This window comes from Pinisolibacter aquiterrae, from assembly GCF_019160155.1.
Lineage (GTDB): Bacteria > Pseudomonadota > Alphaproteobacteria > Rhizobiales > Ancalomicrobiaceae > Pinisolibacter > Pinisolibacter aquiterrae.
In genome coordinates this window covers 1-18,804 of record NZ_JAFNIH010000013.1, presented here as the reverse complement: position 1 = coordinate 18,804, position 18,804 = coordinate 1, and the positions used below count along the sequence as shown (strand labels likewise).

Annotated in this window: 19 protein-coding genes; all 19 read left to right on the top strand. The window is 63.4% G+C overall.

The genetic code is table 11. The annotated features are described in order from the left end of the window. Positions 1–81 precede the first annotated feature (81 nt). Positions 82–357, top strand: a complete 276-nt coding sequence (locus J3S89_RS23595; protein WP_420801323.1) for a transcriptional regulator domain-containing protein — start codon at positions 82–84, stop codon at positions 355–357. Further along, positions 254–904 (top strand): DUF2285 domain-containing protein, encoded by a 651-nt coding sequence (locus J3S89_RS02555; protein WP_217925904.1) that lies wholly within the window; start codon positions 254–256, stop codon positions 902–904. Before J3S89_RS23595 ends, J3S89_RS02555 begins: the two co-directional genes overlap by 104 nt. Positions 905–1,113: 209 nt before the next feature. Further along, entirely contained in the window at positions 1,114–1,395 is a 282-nt protein-coding gene (locus J3S89_RS02550) for a helix-turn-helix transcriptional regulator (RefSeq protein WP_217925903.1), read from the top strand. Between the two features lie 15 nt (positions 1,396–1,410). Then, entirely contained in the window at positions 1,411–2,292 is an 882-nt protein-coding gene (locus J3S89_RS02545) for a replication initiator protein A (protein WP_217925902.1), read from the top strand. A 316-nt stretch (positions 2,293–2,608) separates the two neighbouring features. After that, the gene (parA, locus tag J3S89_RS02540) at positions 2,609–3,247 is read left to right on the top strand and encodes a ParA family partition ATPase (RefSeq protein ID WP_217925901.1); all 639 of its coding nucleotides are present in this window, start codon (positions 2,609–2,611) and stop codon (positions 3,245–3,247) included. Further along, positions 3,244–3,501, top strand: a complete 258-nt coding sequence (locus tag J3S89_RS02535; protein ID WP_217925900.1) for a hypothetical protein — start codon at positions 3,244–3,246, stop codon at positions 3,499–3,501. The genes parA and J3S89_RS02535 overlap by 4 nt, the downstream gene beginning before the upstream one ends. Continuing rightward, positions 3,498–4,019 carry a DUF2840 domain-containing protein gene (locus J3S89_RS02530; protein WP_217925899.1) on the top strand — a complete coding sequence of 174 codons (522 nt, stop codon included), beginning with the start codon at positions 3,498–3,500 and terminating at the stop codon, positions 4,017–4,019. The genes J3S89_RS02535 and J3S89_RS02530 overlap by 4 nt, the downstream gene beginning before the upstream one ends. Further along, the gene (locus tag J3S89_RS02525; protein ID WP_217925898.1) at positions 4,016–4,543 is read left to right on the top strand and encodes a S26 family signal peptidase; all 528 of its coding nucleotides are present in this window, start codon (positions 4,016–4,018) and stop codon (positions 4,541–4,543) included. The genes J3S89_RS02530 and J3S89_RS02525 overlap by 4 nt, the downstream gene beginning before the upstream one ends. Further along, positions 4,540–5,379 carry a lytic transglycosylase domain-containing protein gene (locus tag J3S89_RS02520; protein ID WP_338019793.1) on the top strand — a complete coding sequence of 280 codons (840 nt, stop codon included), beginning with the start codon at positions 4,540–4,542 and terminating at the stop codon, positions 5,377–5,379. The genes J3S89_RS02525 and J3S89_RS02520 overlap by 4 nt, the downstream gene beginning before the upstream one ends. 412 nt (positions 5,380–5,791) lie before the next feature. Then, positions 5,792–7,714, top strand: a complete 1,923-nt coding sequence (locus tag J3S89_RS02515; RefSeq protein WP_420801322.1) for a DUF3363 domain-containing protein — start codon at positions 5,792–5,794, stop codon at positions 7,712–7,714. 240 nt (positions 7,715–7,954) lie between these two features. Further along, complete coding sequence (locus J3S89_RS02510) at positions 7,955–9,940, top strand: conjugal transfer protein TraG (protein WP_217925896.1); 1,986 nt, start codon at positions 7,955–7,957, stop codon at positions 9,938–9,940. Positions 9,941–9,951: 11 nt separating this feature from the next. Further along, positions 9,952–10,413, top strand: coding sequence for a ribbon-helix-helix domain-containing protein (locus J3S89_RS02505; RefSeq protein WP_217925895.1), 462 nt, complete (start codon positions 9,952–9,954; stop codon positions 10,411–10,413). Positions 10,414–11,806: 1,393 nt separating this feature from the next. Next, positions 11,807–12,970, top strand: coding sequence for a DNA cytosine methyltransferase (locus J3S89_RS02495; RefSeq protein ID WP_217925893.1), 1,164 nt, complete (start codon positions 11,807–11,809; stop codon positions 12,968–12,970). Between the two features lie 158 nt (positions 12,971–13,128). After that, complete coding sequence (locus tag J3S89_RS02490) at positions 13,129–14,700, top strand: DUF262 domain-containing protein (protein WP_230489084.1); 1,572 nt, start codon at positions 13,129–13,131, stop codon at positions 14,698–14,700. Next, positions 14,700–15,869, top strand: a complete 1,170-nt coding sequence (locus J3S89_RS02485; RefSeq protein ID WP_217925892.1) for an AAA family ATPase — start codon at positions 14,700–14,702, stop codon at positions 15,867–15,869. The genes J3S89_RS02490 and J3S89_RS02485 overlap by 1 nt, the downstream gene beginning before the upstream one ends. Continuing rightward, positions 15,869–16,828, top strand: coding sequence for a hypothetical protein (locus J3S89_RS02480; protein WP_217925891.1), 960 nt, complete (start codon positions 15,869–15,871; stop codon positions 16,826–16,828). The genes J3S89_RS02485 and J3S89_RS02480 overlap by 1 nt, the downstream gene beginning before the upstream one ends. Positions 16,829–16,999: 171 nt before the next feature. Continuing rightward, positions 17,000–17,197 carry a hypothetical protein gene (locus tag J3S89_RS02475; RefSeq protein WP_217925907.1) on the top strand — a complete coding sequence of 66 codons (198 nt, stop codon included), beginning with the start codon at positions 17,000–17,002 and terminating at the stop codon, positions 17,195–17,197. A gap of 272 nt (positions 17,198–17,469) precedes the next feature. Continuing rightward, the gene (trbB, locus tag J3S89_RS02470) at positions 17,470–18,483 is read left to right on the top strand and encodes a P-type conjugative transfer ATPase TrbB (RefSeq protein ID WP_217925890.1); all 1,014 of its coding nucleotides are present in this window, start codon (positions 17,470–17,472) and stop codon (positions 18,481–18,483) included. Next, positions 18,480–18,804, top strand: a 325-nt coding sequence (locus tag J3S89_RS02465) for a TrbC/VirB2 family type IV secretion system protein (RefSeq protein WP_217925889.1), incomplete at its 3' end; no start/stop codon positions are given. The genes trbB and J3S89_RS02465, both read left to right, overlap by 4 nt.

Here is an 18,804-nt window from a genome sequence, read left to right as displayed (position 1 = left end):
CAGGCTCATCATCACGTCGGTCATCGGTGGTTCCTCGGTCAGGTTGGCTTTCGCAACTCCAACCATATCGACGTTCCGCCGATGACCACCTTCAACACCCAGCTACACCACGCCCGGGGACACGATCGGCGGTCTGACGCTGCCTATGACTATTTGAAGGCCTTGGACCCGTTCGATATGGCGTGGGAATTCCTGCGACGCAATCCGGCGTATCGGCGAGAGCACGCAGAACTCTGCCGCGCAGGACAGCCTGTTGGGGCTCGAGCCGACCTGCTCGTCCGGTGTTGGGGGTTGCGATTTCCCGATCGATCCGGCGCTCGCTGCGACCGAGACTCCTGTCTTCTGGCATCCCGATGACACTCCTTCGGTTCTTTGGCTGACGGCGGCCGTCGATGGAGATCCGAGCCTGCTTTCCGCGGAATATTTCAGTGCGCCGCATGCGATCGAGGTCGACGGAGCGGAAGGCCGGTATGTCTTTGCACGGAGCGTGGGCGGATGTTTCCGGGCGGTCATATTGCCGGCAGGGATCGGTGCACCGTCGTTGGCCGTGGTTCTGGCCTTGGACGAGCGGTTGCCGGAGCGCATGGCCGAAATCGAACGACATGGGGCTGCATTGGGCATCACCGTGGGAGCCCCTCCGGCTGATCCTCTTTCGCAGTTTCAGCGGCGGCGCCTGGGATTGATGCTGCGCACGTTCGACGCCCGGCTCGTCGGTGCGAGCCATCATGCGATCGCCGAGCTCTTGTTCGATGCCGATCCGATGCCGGCTCGGGAGTGGAAGAGCCACAGCCTGCGCAACCAGGTTCGCCGGGCTTTCGCCGATGCCATGGAACTGGTCAACGGGGGCTACCGGAGGCTTCTTCGCCCCTACAGACACAGGGATCGTTCGAGCGGTGTTCGTTGACCTTGCGGTTTCCTGACGGAGGACCCTGCCCCTGGATCTGGTGAATGGGCGCCGGTGGGGAGATATCGCGACACCGATGATGTGTCGTGGTGTGGGGCCGTTTTTCTCTTCTGCAGATCGGCCTCCCCCCATGCTGCCGCTCTCCGCCACCGTGACCGTCATGCACCGCCGATCTTCGGTGATGCGCAGTCGATCTCGGAGACACGACGATGTCCGCCACAGCCAACGCTCTACCGCCACGCTTTCTGAGAACCCCCGAGGCCGCGCGCTTTCTCGGTCTCTCCGGCCGGACCCTGGAGAAGCATCGCACCTACGGCACGGGCCCCGCCTACCGCAAGCTCGGTGGGCGCGTCGTCTATGCGCTCGAAGATCTCCAAGCCTGGGCTGCCCGAGGGACCAAGGCCTCCACGTCGGATCCGGGAGTCGGCACGGTGCTTCCGGCGAAACGCTTCGTCGTGCCGAGCGGGTCCGACATGTTTCATCGCCGCTGATCGAGGCAAACGCCGATGGCTATTCGCCCTCCGGTCGATCGTCGCCAACTCGATCTCTTTCACGCCCTACCTGGCGACTTCGCGCCGCGCGATGCACAAGATCTGATGTCCTGGCCGTTCTTTTCGCTGGCGAAGTCGCGCCGCATCCGTCCGATCGATTTTCGGCTCGGTGACGTCTTCATCCGGGTCGAGGCCACGCCCGAGCACGGAATGGCGACCATCTGGGATGCGGATGTCCTGATCTGGGCGGCCTCCCAAATCGTCGAAGCTCGCGACAAAGGGCTCGCGACCTCGCGTTTCATGGCGGCGACGCCCTACGAGATACTGACCTTCATCGGCCGTGGTGTCGGCGTGCGCGACTATGACCGCCTGAAAGCAGCCCTCGATCGGCTGCAGTCGACCACCGTCGCGACGTCGATCCGCCAACCCCACGAGCGGCGGCGCCATCGCTTCTCGTGGATCAACGAATGGAAGGAGCGGGCGGACACGTCCGGTCGTCCTCTCGGCCTTCAACTGGTCCTCCCCGACTGGTTCTACGCCGGCGTCCTCGACGACGCCTTCGTTCTCACCATCGATCGGGCCTATTTCGACCTGAGGGGCGGTCTCGAACGGTGGCTCTATCGGCTCGTACGCAAACACGGCGGTCGCCAAGAGTCCGGCTGGAGCTTCGAGGTCGCCCATCTTCACCTGAAGTCCGGCAGCCTCTCGCCGCTGAAGCACTTCGCCTACGACTTACGCGACATCGTCCGCCGCCAACCGCTGCCGGGTTACCGCCTTGCCTTCGAGGTCGATCTCGGCGCGCGCGTTCGTCTCGTCTTCACACCCGTCACCTTCGTTCGCGACGCTCGATCTCAGGGCGCGCAAGTGGTCGGCGTTCTCTCTGGGGAAAAGCTGTGAATCCCTTCGTGCCATCAGGGACCTCGGATGACGTGCCATCGAGGACCCGATCCTCGTGCCATCGGGGACCGGAACTCCGTACAAGCGCTTGCGGTATAAGAGAAATCTCCGCTGCTAACTCTTCTAACGGAGAATCCTTCGGATTCTCTCTAACGCGGGTCGCCTCTGGGCGAGCCGGTGGGAACGCGGCTTCGGCTGGGTTGAAGTTGTCTCCGCATCCCCTTCGGATCACTCGGCCGGGCAGTGGTCGTGTCGCCTCTGGGTCTCGATCGATAGACCTCGTCGACGCCGCCCCCTTGATCCTCGGAGGTGCGCCATGATCGTAGCGTTCCTCAATCAGAAGGGCGGGGTCGGCAAGACGACGTTGGCGCTCCATCTCGCCGGTGCCTGGGCTCGGCAGGGCCGACGGGTCACCCTGATCGACGCCGATCCGCAGGGATCGTCGCTCGACTGGTCGGAGCAACGGGTGAGGGAAGGGCTGCCACGGCTCTTCGGTGTCGTCGGGCTCGCCCGCGACACGCTCCACCGTGAAGCTCCCGAGCTCGCACGCGCCGTCGATCACGTCGTCATCGATGGGCCGCCGCGCGTCGCCGGGCTGATGCGCTCGGCCCTGCTCGCCGCCGACCTGGTGGTCATCCCGGCGACGCCGTCGCCGTTCGACGGCTGGGCCTCGGCGGAGATGCTGAAGCTTGTCGAAGAGGCGCGGGTGTTCCGCTCCGAGTTGCGCACCCGCTTCCTGCTGAACCGCTGCGGTGCGCGGACGATCATCGCGCGCGAGACGGCCGAGACGCTGGCCGATCATGATCCGCCACGGCTCGCCACCCGCATCGGCCAACGCGTCGCCTATGCCGATGCCGCACAGTCCGGACGCCTCGTCTTCGAGATCGACGAGGCGGGTCCAGCGGCGCGCGAGATCGCCGCACTCGCCGTGGAGATCGGGAGGCTCGTGCCATGACCGATCGTGGCCGTGGTCGCGGCTTCGCCGCCCGCCCGGGGGATGCCGATGCCTGGATCCGCACCACCGAGCCGGCGCCTCCGGTCGAGCCGGTTCGGCCGACGGGTTTCACCGCTCGTCTTACCATCGACGTCACGCCCGAACTGCGTGGTCGCATCAAGGTCACGGCGTTCCGGTGTGGCGTCACCGTCGCCGACATGCTGCGCGATCTGCTCGCGCGGGAGTTTCCCGACATCGAAGGAGAGCCTCGATGAACGACAACGACACCCGTTCCCCGAAAGCCGATCGACCGTCGCCCGATCGCGCCGGTGAACATCTGACCCATGTCGAACTGACCTGGGTCGAAGGCCGTATCGAACACTGGATCCGCTTCGGCGATCCGGTCGAGAGCCTGAGACTCGACCGGCGCCGGCGCATCGTCAGCTTCGCCGCGGGCACCGTCTTCGCCTTCGTCCGCTGGGCATCGAACGACTTCGGCACCATCCTGTCGCGCATCGACATCCTGCGCACGGTCACGGCGAGCGAAGATCATCAGACGCTGCCCTTCGTGCGGCCGGGCGGCGAGATCCTGCTGCGGATCACTACCTGGCCCAAGGTCGAGCGGGTGCTCGGCGTGATCGATGCGGTGGAAGCCCTCGGCATCGATGCGGTCGAGGTGACGCCGGACTATTGGCGTCACGTCCACAATCGCATCGTCGCCGGCGAGGAGCCGAGGATCTACACCCGCGAGCAGCACGCGGCGTGGCTGAAGCGCCGGAGGATCGTTCCGTGACGCGCTTCGGCTTCGTGATGGTGACCCATGCCGTGGTGCTCGGGATCGGCGCCTCGATCGCCTCGCCGCCGGCGCCGCGGCTGCTGTGGAACGCCACGGCCAGTACGCCGATCGGCCTCTACGCGCTGCGGTCGGCCGACCGACTGCGTGTCGGCGATCTGGTCGCGGTGACGCCGCCCGATCGGGTTGCGCGCTTCCTCGCCGAGAGCGGCCGTCTGCCGTTGGGCGTGCCGCTCCTCAAACATGTTCAGGCGCTCGCGCCGCAGACCGTGTGCCGCGACGGCGCCGACCTCACCGTCGACGGCGTCTCGGTCGGCGTCGCCCGGTCGCACGACGATGATGGTCGCGACCTCCCGGTCTGGAGCGGATGCCGGGTCCTCGCCGAAGACGAGATCTTCGTGATGAATGTGGGGGTCGCCGACAGTCTGGACGGGCGTTATTTCGGCCCGGTGCCGACGAGCGCGATCCTCGGCCGTGCCGATCCGCTGTGGATCGCCGAACACGGCGATGGGCGCGACAGATGATGCGACACGGCTCTCCGTCTGCCCCCCATTCCGATCGATGGCGCCCCATCGCAGGGCGGAGCGCTGGTTGCATCTGCGCCCGTGGTGCCCTGGCCGCATTGCGCGGCGGCGTCGTGATGACGTCGCTGTTGATGTCGCCAACCGTTCTTCCGGTCGTCGCCTTGGCGCAGGTGGTCGACCGGTCGATCGCGACATCCTCGGCAACAGATCCTCTGGCAGGTGCGATCCGCGACGCCGCTCAACGCTTCGAAATCCCCGCTGTTTGGATTCGGGCGGTGATCGAGGTCGCGAGCGGTGGAGATGCCCGTGCAATCTCACCGCAGGGGGCGATCGGGCTGATGCAGATCCCGCCGGAGACCTGGGCCGAACTGCGCACCCGTTACCATCTGGGCGACGATCCCTACGCACCCGACGACAACATCGTGGCGGGGGCGGCTCGACTGCGCGAGCTCTACGATCGCTACGGGGCGGAGGGGTTTCTCGCCGCCTATATCGCCGGTCCTCGACGCTACAACGACCATCTGAAGACCGGTCGGCCGCTGCCGCCGGAGGTGCAGATCCGCGTCGCCCACCTCCTGCCGCTGATCGGCACGACGTCGACCGATGCCGCGACCACGAACCGTTCCGACGAGCCGACCTGGACGACGGCGCCGTTGTTCATCGGACGTCTCGACACCGGATCGACCGCCGATCGGCCGAAGGTCGAGGATCGATCGGCCGAGCGATCCGCTGCGGGGGCCGTGATCGCCGAACCGTCGGAGGGACGACGATCGAGTGCGACGGAGACCAGGGCCTCGCTCTTCGTTTCCCGCGCGCCGGTCGGTCCTGGACGTTGAGCGCGAGCCGTCCACTCAGAGGGCAGACCGAAAGCTCGGACCGCAGGAAAAGCGCGCGAGAGGTGGAGGAGGAAGGGCAGGTGGGGGAGGGCAAGATAAAAGCCGGCGGCACCGTTCCGGCCCATCGCGGCGAATTACCGTTGTCTGCACATGGGTTGGAAGGAAGGGAGTGGCACTGCCGGCAACGAGCCATGGTGCCGTTCCTTCCCGAAACTCCGCCGAATGCAGCCTTTTCGGCGGCACTACCCCGTGGGTTCCACCGGTTCTGCGTGTGCAGGTGGGAGGGGCGACCGTGAACCGTGACGACGAACATCGGCTTCGGCCGAAGCCCGGTCGGGTGGGGCGCGGTGGTGATGGCAAGGCCACGGCCAGCTTCTTCACCAAGGTCGGCAAGGTCGCCCGGCAACATGGGATGGGTGGATCGTCCGGGTCCTCGATCGGCCCGGGAGTTACCTCGCCTGCGTCGAGGCTCGGTGGTGCGGCCGGTCGCGGAGTGGCCCGTGGGCGTGGGGCGGCCTTCGTCCGGGCCTGTGATCTCGGTCGCGGCTGGAGCCATCGCCGGCCCGGTGCCCGTCGGGTGGTGGTCAAGGCGCGCTTCGTCCGGGCGGCCGGGCAGGGCGGTCGCACGGCGGCGCATCTGCGTTACCTCCAGCGCGACGGCACCTCACGGGACGGCGAGCGCGGGCAGCTCTACGCGGCGGGCGAGGATCGCGCCGACGGCGAAGCCTTCCTCGCGCGTGGCCACGATGATCGCCACCAGTTCCGCTTCATCGTCGCGCCCGAGGACGGGGCTGCCCTCGGCGATCTCTCGGGCTTCACCCGCGACCTGATGGCCGAGGTCGAGAATGATCTCGGCACCCGGCTCGACTGGGTAGCGGTCAACCATTTCAACACCGGCCATCCCCACGTCCATGTCGTCGTCAACGGACGCGACGAATGGGGCGAGGACCTGATCATCAACGGCGACTACATCGCGCACGGTGTTCGCGAGCGGGCGAGCGAGTTGGTGACCCTGGAACTCGGGCCGGTCACCGAGATCGAACGACAGCAGAGACTGGCGGCTGAGCTCGACCAGGATCGCTTCACCCGGATCGATCGCGCCCTGATCGAAGAGTCGCAAGAGGGGCTTCTCGACCTTCGCCACGCGCCGGCCGACCAACGGGAGATCGCCGATCGCGCTTCGCGTCTCGGGCGGCTGAAAAAACTGGAGCGCATGGGGCTCGCGACCGAAGCGGCGCCCGGGACCTGGTCCCTGAGCGACCGCCTGGAGCCGACCCTTCGCCAACTCGGCGAGCGCGGCGACATCGTCGCGACGCTGCAGCGAGCGTTGAGCGCCGAAGGGATGGAGCGCGATCCGGCGAGCTTCCAGATCCACGACGGCGTGCCAGCCTCGCCGATCGTCGGTCGCCTTCTCGGCAAACATCTTCCCGACGAGCTCGGCGACGGCGTCGCCGTGATCGTCGACGGCATCGACGGCCGCCTCCATCATGTCTCCGGCTTCGATCCGGCACGCCTCGAGGAGGTCGCCATCGATGCGATCATCGAAGTCGGGCCACGAGAGGCCGGTCCTCGACCGGCCGATCGCACCATCGCCGCGTCGGTGGAAGACGGGACCTATCGACCGAGCCGTCATCTCGAACAGGCTCGTTTCGAAGGGGCTGTTCCTCGCGGCGATCCCGAGGGTTTCGTCGAAGCCCATGTCCGCCGGCTCGAGGCCCTGCGTCGCGCCGGCATCGTCGAGCGGATCGATGCCGATCACTGGCGCATTCCGCAGGACTTCGAGAGCCGGGCTGCCGCCCATGATGCCGGCCGGAGCCGGCAGGCGACGATCCGCACGCTCTCGACCCTTGATCTGGAAGCTCAGATCTCGGCGGACGGCGCGACCTGGCTCGACCGCCGCCTGATTGGGCGTAATCCTTCCGATCTCGTGCCTTCCGGTTTCGGGCATGTGGTCGACCGGGCGATGGGGCATCGACGCGAGCGACTGATCGAGCAGGGCGATGCCGTGCGTCGCTCGGATGGCCGGATTGCCTATCGACGCGACCTGCTCACGACATTGGAGACCCGTGAGGTCGCACGAGTGGGGAGCGAACTCGCCCTCGAACGACCGGTGCCGTTCCGGGCATCTGTGGATGGGGAAACGGTGCAGGGGACCTTTCAGCGGACCGTCCCGCTGGCAAGCGGTCGATATGCTCTCGTCGAGAACGCCAAGGAGTTCACGCTGGTGCCTTGGCGACCGGTGATCGGCGACCGTCTCGGTCGCGAGGTGATGGGCATCGTCCAGGGGACGTCGATCTCGTGGCAGTTGGGCAAGACGCGAGGGCTGGGGATCTGAGGGCGTCTTTTCCACCATGCGGCAACGATCTCGCAGGGTGAGCCACTGGATCAGGAAGCAATGCTATCGCCGCCTCTTGGAACAGAGTGTCGTTGCGAAGGGCCGGTCCTGATTTCCTCGTCTCCCGGCCGATTTGCGCGCCGTGATATCCACTGGCACGATCGCGCAGCTTTCCCATTGCTCTTCCTCGGTCGGCCCATTCTCTGATCGGCTCCACGCCTCTCGCCGGTCGGAGCCACCATGTCGGGAACCCGCGTCCTCTGGGGACAGATCACCGTCGTCTTCGTCATCGTGTCGGTGATGACCTGGGGGGCGACCGAATGGACGGCGTGGCGGCTCGGCTTCCAGCCGCAGCTCGGATCTCCCTGGTTCACGCTCGGAGGGCTGCCGTTCTATCTGCCGCCGGCTTTCTTCTGGTGGTGGTACTTCTATGACGCCTATGCGCCGACGGTTTTCCTCGAAGGCGCGGCGATCGCGACCTCTGGCGGCTTCATCTCGATCGCCGCCGCCATCACCCTGTCGATCCTGCGGGCGCGGGAGGCGCGCAACATCGAGACCTACGGCTCGGCGCGTTGGGCCGGGCGTGAAGAGATCGAGGCCGCCGGTCTGCTTGCGCCCGACGGCGTGGTGCTCGGCCGGTTGGAGGAGAGCTACCTCCGTCACGACGGCCCGGAGCATGTCCTGTGCTTTGCGCCGACCCGCTCCGGCAAGGGCGTCGGCCTCGTCGTACCGACCCTGGTGACCTGGCCCGGCTCGGTGATCGTCCACGACATCAAGGGTGAGAACTGGGGGCTGACGGCGGGCTTCCGCGCGCGCTTCGGCCGGGCTCTGAAGTTCGATCCGACCGATGCCGGCTCGACCGCCTACAATCCGTTGCTGGAAGTTCGCCGTGGTGAGAAGGAAGTCCGCGACGTCCAGAACATCGCCGACATCCTGGTCGACCCGGAAGGAGCGCTCGATCGCCGAAATCACTGGGAGAAGACCAGCCACTCGCTGCTCGTCGGCGCGATCCTGCACGTTCTCTATGCCGAACCCGACAAGACGCTCGCCGGCGTCGCCAATTTCCTGTCCGATCCGAGACGTCCGGTCGAGGCGACCCTGCGCGCGCTGATGACGACCCGGCATCTGGGTGACGGTGGTGTCCATCCGGTCGTCGCCTCGGCGGCGCGCGAGTTGCTCAACAAGTCGGAGAACGAGCGCTCCGGCGTGCTGTCGACGGCCATGTCCTTCCTCGGCCTCTATCGTGATCCGGTCGTGGCCACTGTCACGGCACGCTGCGATTGGCGTATCGCCGATCTGGTGGCGGAAGATCGCCCCGTCAGCCTCTACCTCGTCGTTCCCCCGTCCGACATCAACCGCACCAAGCCGCTGATCCGCCTGATCCTCAACCAGGTCGGGCGTCGATTGACCGAGGAACTGACCGCCGTGGCCGACCGGCATCGCCTGCTGCTCATGCTCGACGAGTTCCCGGCGCTCGGGCGGCTCGACTTCTTCGAGAGTGCGCTCGCCTTCATGGCGGGCTACGGCATCAAGAGCTTCCTGATCGCCCAGTCGCTCAACCAGATCGAAAAGGCCTACGGCCCGAACAATGCCATTCTCGACAACTGCCACGTCCGCGTCGCCTTCGCCACCAACGACGAACGAACAGCGAAGCGTGTGTCCGACGCCCTTGGCACCGCCACTGAAATGCGCGACTCCACCAACTACGCTGGACACCGCCTCGCGCCGTGGCTCGGCCACCTGATGGTGTCGCGTCAGGAGACGGCGCGGCCGCTGCTGACACCCGGCGAGGTGATGCAGCTTCCACCTGCTGACGAGTTGCTGCTCGTATCCGGCATCCATCCGGTCAGGGCGAAGAAGGTTCGCTACTTCGAGGATCCGCGTCTCATGGAGCGCATCGCGCCACCGCCGGCACGGGCGGCAGCACTCACGGCACCGGCAGAAGACGATTGGAACGGCAGGGTCATCCCCATGGCAGGGAGCGCGCAAGCGAATGCGAGTGGAACCACCACTGACGTCGACACGGCCAACGGCGGCATTCGCCGCGAGCCAGAACTCCCCGAGCACGAGGAGATCGTGCCTCTGGAACCGCCGTCAGAGCGCGAGTTCGACGTGCTCGACGACGAGCCCGATGTCGATGCGGCGAGAGCGCGGCAGATGCGACAGGGCATGCGCTTCGTCGCGCGACAGGCGGCGCTCGATCCCGCCGACGGCATCGACCTGTGAGAGGCGCCCCCATGCAGACCAAGACCCGCATGAACGTCTACTTCGAGCCGGATCTCCTGAAGCGGGTCGAGGCTCTGGCGCTCCGCCGCAACGTCTCGAAATCGGCAGTGATCGAAGCCGCTGTGGCGTCTTTCCTGTCAGTCGATTCTGCGGATCGTCGTGAAGCCGCCTTTGGGCGGCGTCTGGATCGGCTCTCGCGCCAGATCGAGGCGCTCGACCGGGATCAGGCCATCCTAGGAGAGACCGTCTCGCTGTTCATCCGCTTCTGGCTGACGATCACGCCACCGTTGCCTGAGAGTGCGCAGGCTTCGGCCCGCGCGAAGGGGCTGGAGCGTTTCGAGGGCTTCGTGGAGGCGTTGGGGCGGCGGCTCGCCACGGGTGATCAGTTCATCAAGGAGTTGGCGCGCGACATCGGTGGGGTGAGTGTGGCGGAATCACAAGAGAACGGGGAAGGGCGTGGCGGGGCATTCTAACTTCTCTGATTGTTGTCACCGAGCAGGGGCGAGCGCCAACGGGTGACAACATCGCGCCGGAAGCGGAAGCCCTATCCTTAGCTCAACTCCCGACGAAGGCGCGCATGGACGATGCGATGGCAGTTTGCACAAAGGCATTGGAGGTCAGATAGCATTGTTCGATGCCCCTCCGCCATTTCGCGGATTCGGGTTCGACTATGATGGACCTCGATGCAGGCGTGTCCGACTTCAGGTCCAAATATGGCGACAGGATCCAGTCCACAGTTCTCGCACCTCAAGGCGCCGTGCAGGCGCACGAAACTCTGCTTCTTGGCTCGTGACAAGCCGGCAGCACGCTCGCGTTGGAGATGGACTAAGAGAGCCTGACCTCCTTCTACCCAGACTCGATCATCATCTGATATTGGGATTGGCTCCGAGGGAACTGAATCGCCGCGTTGTAAAATAGTAAACCCCGCATCTTTCAGGATTTTATGGCAAAGCATTTCGGTATCACAAGGGACGTCATATGTTCCGACCTTCAACCCCAATGCCTCGCTAACTGCCAAGCTCACGATCGATCTCGGTGGCAACCGAACGTTGGAATTGATGATGGCGTTGAATTCGCTTACATCATTTGGAAGCAATTCGTGGGGATATTCGATTAGATGCTGTACAGCGTTCCAAACATGTTCAGCGGTTACATACTTTAAGTCGACAGTTGCCACGCGCCGCCGCCTCGGTGCGTCGCTTGGAACCCACTCAAGGGCAAGCTTCACTTCAAGCGAAATGTTGTCGTTCGGGTTCGCGATCCGCAGGCGCACTTTCTTGACCCGACTGCCGCCATATGGCGCTCCGGGAGGGCGCCCGAACAACTGCATGCGGTTGGACATGATCCGAAACTGTTCGTTCGGCTCCGACGTCAATTCCGGTCCCTGGAGGATTTGCCGGCGATCGAGGTCAATAAGACGGACGTCATCGCTATCAAGCCAGACGCCGCTGAGGCTGCACCCCGATGCTCTGACACGTTGGAGTAGGAGGCGAAGTCCGGGTCCGTAGTCCAAGTTTCGCGCGCCCGTTCGACCGCGGATGCCGCCGCGACTATGGAATATGATCTCGTCCCCCTCGATATCGAGATGTGCGTCCAAGGGAAGTCCATCATTCCCGACTACCCGAAAAGTCATTTTAGGCGCTCCGTTTGAAGCAGAATACAGGCCGATTGCGGGCGCAGTCGATAGCTCTAACGGGCCGTTGCTCAGCCTTGAGTTGTTGTGACCCCACATGCCGCCCGCCTGCAAATGACTGGTGAGGGTCAATAGCGAAATGAGGTGCGCATCTAACCGGTTGTCTTTTGACGCTCCGCCGGGAAGAATCGGGAGAAGGACTCAGTCAGCCCGACGCAGTCCGAGGAGACGAGATGCGCATCACTGGATTATTCGCGGGCATTGGGGGATTGGAAGCCGGTTTGGCAGACGCGGGCCATAAGGCCGATCTGCTTTGCGAAATTTGGGATCCTGCAAGGGCGGTCCTCTCGACGAGGTTCTCCGACGTGGATCTGTGGCGCGATGTCAGAGATCTGCCCGACCTGCCTGGGACGACCGAGGTGCTTGTCGCGGGCTTCCCGTGCCAAGATCTCAGCCAAGCAGGTCTAACGGCAGGCATTGTCGGCCGGCGTTCCGGCCTCGTCGGGCACGTTTTCCGCCTGCTGGATCGCCAAAGTGTGCCTTGGGTCATTCTTGAAAACGTATCTTTCATGCTCCAGCTGGACAAGGGACGTGGCATGCGGACCTTGGTGGAAGCGTTCGAGGAGCGAGGCTACCGTTGGGCTTACCGTGTTGTAAATTCGCGTGCCTTCGTGCCCCAGCGTCGCGAGCGCGTCGTTGTCATCGCCACTCTGGAGGATGTAGATCCTGCCTCGGTGCTATGCGTCGATGATGTTCCGGCACCGGAGATACCTACCTCGCTCGACACCCATGCACATGGTTTTTATTGGACTGAGGGCATTCGGGGACTCGGATGGGCTTCAGATGCTATCCCGACTCTCAAGAACGGTTCTACCGTGGGTATAGCGTCGCCGCCGGCAATCCTCCTTCCCAATGGCGCCGTGGTGACACCCGACATTCGGGACGCTGAAAGACTTCAAGGACTCGAATCGGACTGGACAGAGCCAGCAGAGGCGGTAGCTCGGCGTTCAATCCGTTGGTCGCTGGTAGGCAACGCAGTTACCCGACCGGTAGCAGCATGGCTCGGTGCGCGGCTGCACTCCCCTGGAGAATACGACCAAGGCCGGGATCGTGACCTTCCTTCAGACGGGCGCTGGCCTCGATCGGCTCGATTCGACGGGACGCACCGCCACCGTATCGAAATTGGTGCGTACCCGGTCTGGTGCGACCGCGAACCACTAGCGGAATTCCTCAAATTTTCGGGTAAGCCCCTTTCTGTAAGAGCCACACGCGGTTTCCTTTCAAGGACGGAGCGAAGCCTGCTGCGGTTCGTGCCGGGCTTTCGCGAACGCGTCAGGGCGCATCTCGACTGTATCGAGCGAGCTGGTGCCCACGCGTCTGCAATGGCGGCGGAATGAACGCCGAGAAGCCCGTGGACGCCGCCACTGTATATGGACGGGGCACCCGTCTAGAGACCCCGGCGCCGGTTGCCGCCAAGACTTCCGGTCGCTGAGAAATTGTGGGAAATTGAGGGTGAAATCCGGCAACGAGCCAAAGTACAATCTGTGAGGGAATGGTGTCCGAGCAAACCCAAAAGGGACGGGATCACAATCACCCGGCTCTCCTTGAGCTGGGGAACCTGCTCGACGCAGTTGACCTGAGCGCGCCAAGCGCGACTAAATTCGACCAGACCCGAGCTTGGATCGCCTCCCGAACTGGGCTGGAGCCGTTGCGCGTCGCTGTTTATTGGGTCAGTAAACCCGGAAATTTCGACGTCCGATTCCGACAACCAGGCGTGCTACGCAATCAGCCAGTCTTGGGTGTGGCGCTTGTGCCGGAGGGCAGAAACCTGGAGGCTTATGAGAAGCCCGCCCAGCGTCTCGTCCAAGGCGGCCTTTTCCAGGCGATCGCAATATGCGTACGGACCGAAAGCGGCTGGGAAGGGATGGCTGCCTATTTTCGGGAGGGATCAGACGTTGATGCGACCGCCGGTGGGCTCGTCGAGCAAGAGCGCGTGCAGCCGATCGCTGATCCCTCCTATCGACCGAGCGAGGAGCTTGAAGGGCTGGATGCCCCACAGCCAACGGTAGGCTTTGGCTTGGCTGATTATCCGCTCGACGCGGTTTTCGTCAGGACTGAGACGCGAACGGTCTCAGAGGTGGTCAAGCGCATACGGGCTGGGCGCTACCAACTCGATCCCGATTTCCAGCGCGATTTCGTTTGGTCGCAGGCTAAGCAGAGCCGTTTGATCGAGTCCTGCACGATGCGTATCCCTCTGCCGGTCTTCTATGTCGCCGAAGCCAAGGACGGCAGCATTGTCGTCGTTGATGGTCTCCAACGTCTTACGACGTTTACCCGCTACCTCGACAACGAATTCGCGCTAACAGGCCTGGACGATCCTGAGCGCAACCTGTCCCATCCACTGTCCGGGCTCCGTTTCTCGGATTTGCCGCTTTCGCTGGCGGAGCGGATCGAAGATACGCAGTTGACCCTCTACGTGCTCGACGCCAAGGCTCCCGAGAGGGCTAAACTTGACATCTTCGAACGGGTCAACAGCGGCGTTCCGCTTAGCCGACAGCAGATGAGGAATTGCCTCTTCAATGGCCCTGCTACCAAATGGCTAAGGGAGGCAGGACAAAGCTCTGTGTTTCTGAGCGCATCCGGAAAATCTCTCGATCCGAAGACCATGCGGGATCGCGAGGCGATCAACCGGTTCTGTGCGTTCCGCCTTCTAAGATGGACGAACTATCGAACCGGCGACATGGACGGTTTCTTGGCGCAAGCGCTCGAGCACATGAACGGGGCTGGTGATGACGAACTCTGCGCGCTTTCCGAGGCCTTTTCCAAGTCGATGAGGGTGAATCTCTATCTGTTCGGAAAGCACGCTTTCCGCAAGTCGCTTGCCGAACCCGGAGACGACACGTTCCGCACAGTGATCAACATCGCCCTGTTCGACGTGTGTTCTGTTCTTTTTGCCGATGCAAGCGAACAAAGAGTTGCGGATAACGCACAAGCCATCCGGGGGCGCTTCGCCGAACTAATCGCGAACGATGAGTTCAGCCACGCAATCACGTACTCGACGAACAGCACGCGACAGGTCCGGTCCCGCTTCGAACAGGCCACAGCCGCGATAGAGGGACTGCTTTGATGTTGGACAGGATTCATCTTCGGGATTTCAAGTGTTTCGAGCAACTGACGCTGCCGCTGCCTAATCTTACACTTCTGACGGGTTTTAATGCGTCGGGGAAGTCAACCGCATTGCAGCCGATGTTGCTCATGTCGCAGGCCCTGAGGGGCGGCTCGCAAAGCACCAGTATAGCTCTCAACGGATCACTCGTGCGGCTCGGTACGCCAAGCGAGGTGTTTAACGAGTTCCCTAGTGGAGGCTCGCGAAACCTTTTGATCGGCGTTGGATCGGGCCCGTCAGACGCATGGTGGCGCCTCGGCGCCGAGGACCGGAATATCGGATCTGCGCTCACTTTGGAGGAGGTCAAACTCACTGGCGCCCCGGGGGGAGACCTGACGACAAATGGCTGGCCGAACCCCGCTGCAGTCCCGGATCAGCATAAGATGCTGTTGGAGTGCGTACGAGAGGTGGTTTTTCTGAGCGCAGTCCGTACCGGTACTCCCGAAACATATCCCAGCATCGATGAAACCAACCCAATTCAGGCTGATGTCGGGGTGGAGGGTCAGTATGCCACGTGGTGGTTCCAGCGCCATCTCGACGACGACATCGCGCCTGCCCGGAGGCACCCGGGCGAGGCGGCACCGACCTTACGACGGCAATTCAACGCCTGGGCATCGGAACTTTTCCCTGGAATCGATGCCAATGCGCAGCGGATCGCACGAACATCGCAGCTGCGACTTGAGCTTCGCACGCGTACGACCGAGGATTATCGCCGCCCCGCTAACATCGGCTATGGTCTAACCTACGTATTCCCTGTGCTGGTGGCACTCTTGCTGGCAAAGGATGGGCAAACGATTGTAGTTGACAGTCCGGAAGCTCACTTGCATCCTAGTGGACAGTCCGCATTGGGCAGAATTCTTGCTGCATTTTCTGCTGTTGGCGTTCAAATAGTAGTCGAAACCCACAGCGATCACCTCCTAAATGGAGTGCGGCGCGCAGCTTCTTCCGGCATCGTTCAAGCCCGCGACGTCGGCATCCACTTCTTTAGGTCGATCCAAGGCAAAACTGAGGAAGCCCGCGTAACCACGATCGCTGTTGATGGTTCCGGATCGCTGGACAATTGGCCCAGTGGCTTTTTTGACCAGGCGGACATCGACCTTGCGTCGCTTGCGGGTTGGGTCGACCAATGATGTTCCTGGTCAACGACCTTTCCATCAATGGGCAGTTCGCCAGTTCCGAGGCGTTTCTGAGCGCGCTACGCCGGTTGCTTGATGCCCGCGATCAGTCAGCCTTGCTCCGAAACAGTATACTTTGCTCTCGGTTGCTTAAAGGTAGGCCCGCAACGGCGACCCAGACATTTCAGGCAGCGGTGCAGACTCATGGCAATAATGACCTGAAGCGACGCATCCTGCGATGGGTTGGCCAAGCCGGGCCATTTTGGGAGGACGAGCCAGCGAACGTCGCCGACAACTTGTTTTATTTTGCGGACGAAGACGTCACTCTTCAAGGTCTCGGCGAGGCAGCTCGCCGTTGTCTCAACGGCACGAATGCCGCGACCTACAGCCTGCCTAACTCTGGCAACGGTTGCGATAACACCTCGCTCATAGTCGCTCAAGGGCTACCTGAGGCCAAGATTGCCGAAATCGAAGTGCCAAATCATCTTTCCATCGAGAGCATGAAAAGTGCGGCCGAGGGCGCTTTGGCTAAACCGAAGAATTGGGTGGAGCTACTCGCGAGGGCTGCGCTACTGTATGACGCTGTGTTGCTGTCTCCCGAGATCGAGAGGGTCCTGCGCCCATACCCCTACAGCTCTAACGTATCTGAACGTACGTTGGAACTGCTTGGGGTTCTCGATCGATTGGTCAAGAGTCGCGACGAGAATCGTCAATTCACGGACGTATCAAACTGCATTATTGCTAACTATTTCTCAGGCAAAACAGCCAGATTTACCGATGAGTCGTCAACTAACAAGAGCAAATATCGGGAGGCGATGACCTTCGCGGATCCCGACGAGCCGGGCAAAAAGTTATTCTGTCCGTTCCACGGCAAGATCAACAACCCGGCATACCGCATCCATATCCGATGGCCACTGCAAGTGCACCACGAGAAGATCCTGGTTTCCTACATTGGTCCCAAGATTACAATCTGATTGGAGAGTATGAAACTCAGTCGGCCACCGGCTTCGGACTTCGGATTCGTCGGAGACTCAACGGACCGAGTGTCTGCTTTGGGTCGATTCTGTCGAAAAACTGAGGCGTTGCGCCGAGCGTCGACCACTAATCCACTCATGTCACGGCGGCAGGAGTGAAGTCGATGATGGGTGATCGGCAAGTCGTTCAAGGCCCCCTGTTCTACGAGTTTTCCATCGAGACGCACGTTCCGACGGGCCATCTGCTCCGGTCGATCAATCGATTCGTCGAATGGGGCGAAGGATGAGTTCCTGCTCGCGGCCACGGCCCAGAACCTGTGGAAGCTGGCCAAGCTGATCCCGATGAACGAGCCGATCATGGCGGCTTGAGAAGGGAGGCCCCTCTCAAACTCGAACGAGGGGCCTACCGTCGCCGCGTGGGTACCGCAGGGCCGACGAGTTTTTCAACGGAATCGGTCGTCGGGAGACGCTTGCGCCGGGCCCTCCTACGGACGTGGTTTCTCCGGGGTGAGGCGTTCCCCGCCATTCCTACGCCATGGCCCCCGACCTCATTTCGGTTGTTGCGCTGCCCTATTTTCTGCCTCTTCTAATCATCCCCGATCCAGGGCCGCTCGTTGCGGCCGACGAAGAACGGGGACGACATGGCACTCATCCAGCGACGATCCGAGACGGCGGAACGCGGCGTGCGCATGTTGCGCACGGCGCTGGGGGCAGCCATTTCCGGGTTCCTGGACGACCCGTCGATCGTCGAGGTGATGCTCAACCCCGACGGGCGGCTCTGGATCGACCGGCTCTCGACCGGTCTCGCCGATACCGGTGAGCGGCTCGCCGCTGCCGACGGCGAGCGCATCGTCCGGCTCGTCGCCCATCACGTCGGTGCCGAGGTTCATGCCGGGGCGCCGCGGGTGTCGGCGGAACTGCCGGGAAGCGGCGAGCGCTTCGAGGGGCTGCTGCCGCCGGTGGTCGCGGCACCGACCTTCGCCATCCGCAAACCGGCCGTCGCCGTCTTCACCCTCGACGACTACATCACCGCCGGCATCGTGACGGTCCCTCAGGCCGAGGTGCTCCGCGCGGCGGTCGTTTCCAGGAAGAACATCCTGGTCGCCGGGGGCACCTCGACCGGCAAGACGACGCTGACCAATGCGCTCCTCGCCGAGATCGCCGGCACCAACGATCGTGTCGTGCTGATCGAAGACACCCGCGAGCTCCAGTGCCGGACGCCCAATCTGGTGGCGCTCAGGACCAAGGACGGCGTTGCCTCCCTCTCCGACCTCGTCCGCTCGTCATTGCGCCTGCGCCCCGACCGCATCCCGATCGGCGAAGTCCGCGGCGCCGAGGCTCTCGATCTCCTCAAGGCCTGGGGCACCGGCCACCCCGGTGGCATCGGCACCATTCATGCCGGATCGGCACTCGGCGCGCTCCGGCGGTTGGAGCAGTTGATCCAGGAAGCCGTCGTCACCGTCCCCCGCGCCCTCATCGCCGAGACCATCGATCTCGTCGCGGTGCTCGCCGGCCGTGGTGCCGCGCGCCGCCTCGTCGAACTCGGCGTGGTCACCGGCCTCGATCCTGTGACCGGCGACTACCGCGTCGTCGCGGGCGCTGCCGAGCCGTCCTCCTTGCCTCCTCCCATGCCCGTCAACGGAGACCCCGCATGATCCGTCGTGTCACCGCTCTGCGCCGCCACCTCGCCGTCGGCACCGCCCTCGTCGCCTTCAACATCGTGCTTGTGCCTTCGGCCTGGGCTTCCGGCTCGAGCATGCCGTGGGAGCAGCCGCTGGAGAAGATCCTGCAGTCGGTCGAAGGGCCGGTCGCCAAGATCATGGCGGTGATCATCATCGTGGTGACCGGTCTGACGCTGGCCTTCGGCGACACCTCCGGCGGCTTCCGCCGGCTGATCCAGATCGTCTTCGGCCTGTCGATCGCCTTCGCCGCCTCGAGCTTCTTCCTGTCCTTCTTCTCTTTCGCCGGTGGAGCGC

Coding starts and splice junctions, on each gene's coding strand:
- J3S89_RS23595 (WP_420801323.1), top strand. CDS start 82: ATGACCACCTTCAACACCCAGCTACACCACGCCCGGGGACACGATCGG.
- J3S89_RS02550 (WP_217925903.1), top strand. CDS start 1,114: ATGTCCGCCACAGCCAACGCTCTACCGCCACGCTTTCTGAGAACCCCC.
- J3S89_RS02545 (WP_217925902.1), top strand. CDS start 1,411: ATGGCTATTCGCCCTCCGGTCGATCGTCGCCAACTCGATCTCTTTCAC.
- parA (WP_217925901.1), top strand. CDS start 2,609: ATGATCGTAGCGTTCCTCAATCAGAAGGGCGGGGTCGGCAAGACGACG.
- J3S89_RS02535 (WP_217925900.1), top strand. CDS start 3,244: ATGACCGATCGTGGCCGTGGTCGCGGCTTCGCCGCCCGCCCGGGGGAT.
- J3S89_RS02530 (WP_217925899.1), top strand. CDS start 3,498: ATGAACGACAACGACACCCGTTCCCCGAAAGCCGATCGACCGTCGCCC.
- J3S89_RS02520 (WP_338019793.1), top strand. CDS start 4,540: ATGATGCGACACGGCTCTCCGTCTGCCCCCCATTCCGATCGATGGCGC.
- J3S89_RS02515 (WP_420801322.1), top strand. CDS start 5,792: ATGGGTGGATCGTCCGGGTCCTCGATCGGCCCGGGAGTTACCTCGCCT.
- J3S89_RS02510 (WP_217925896.1), top strand. CDS start 7,955: ATGTCGGGAACCCGCGTCCTCTGGGGACAGATCACCGTCGTCTTCGTC.
- J3S89_RS02505 (WP_217925895.1), top strand. CDS start 9,952: ATGCAGACCAAGACCCGCATGAACGTCTACTTCGAGCCGGATCTCCTG.
- J3S89_RS02495 (WP_217925893.1), top strand. CDS start 11,807: ATGCGCATCACTGGATTATTCGCGGGCATTGGGGGATTGGAAGCCGGT.
- J3S89_RS02485 (WP_217925892.1), top strand. CDS start 14,700: ATGTTGGACAGGATTCATCTTCGGGATTTCAAGTGTTTCGAGCAACTG.
- J3S89_RS02480 (WP_217925891.1), top strand. CDS start 15,869: ATGTTCCTGGTCAACGACCTTTCCATCAATGGGCAGTTCGCCAGTTCC.
- trbB (WP_217925890.1), top strand. CDS start 17,470: ATGGCACTCATCCAGCGACGATCCGAGACGGCGGAACGCGGCGTGCGC.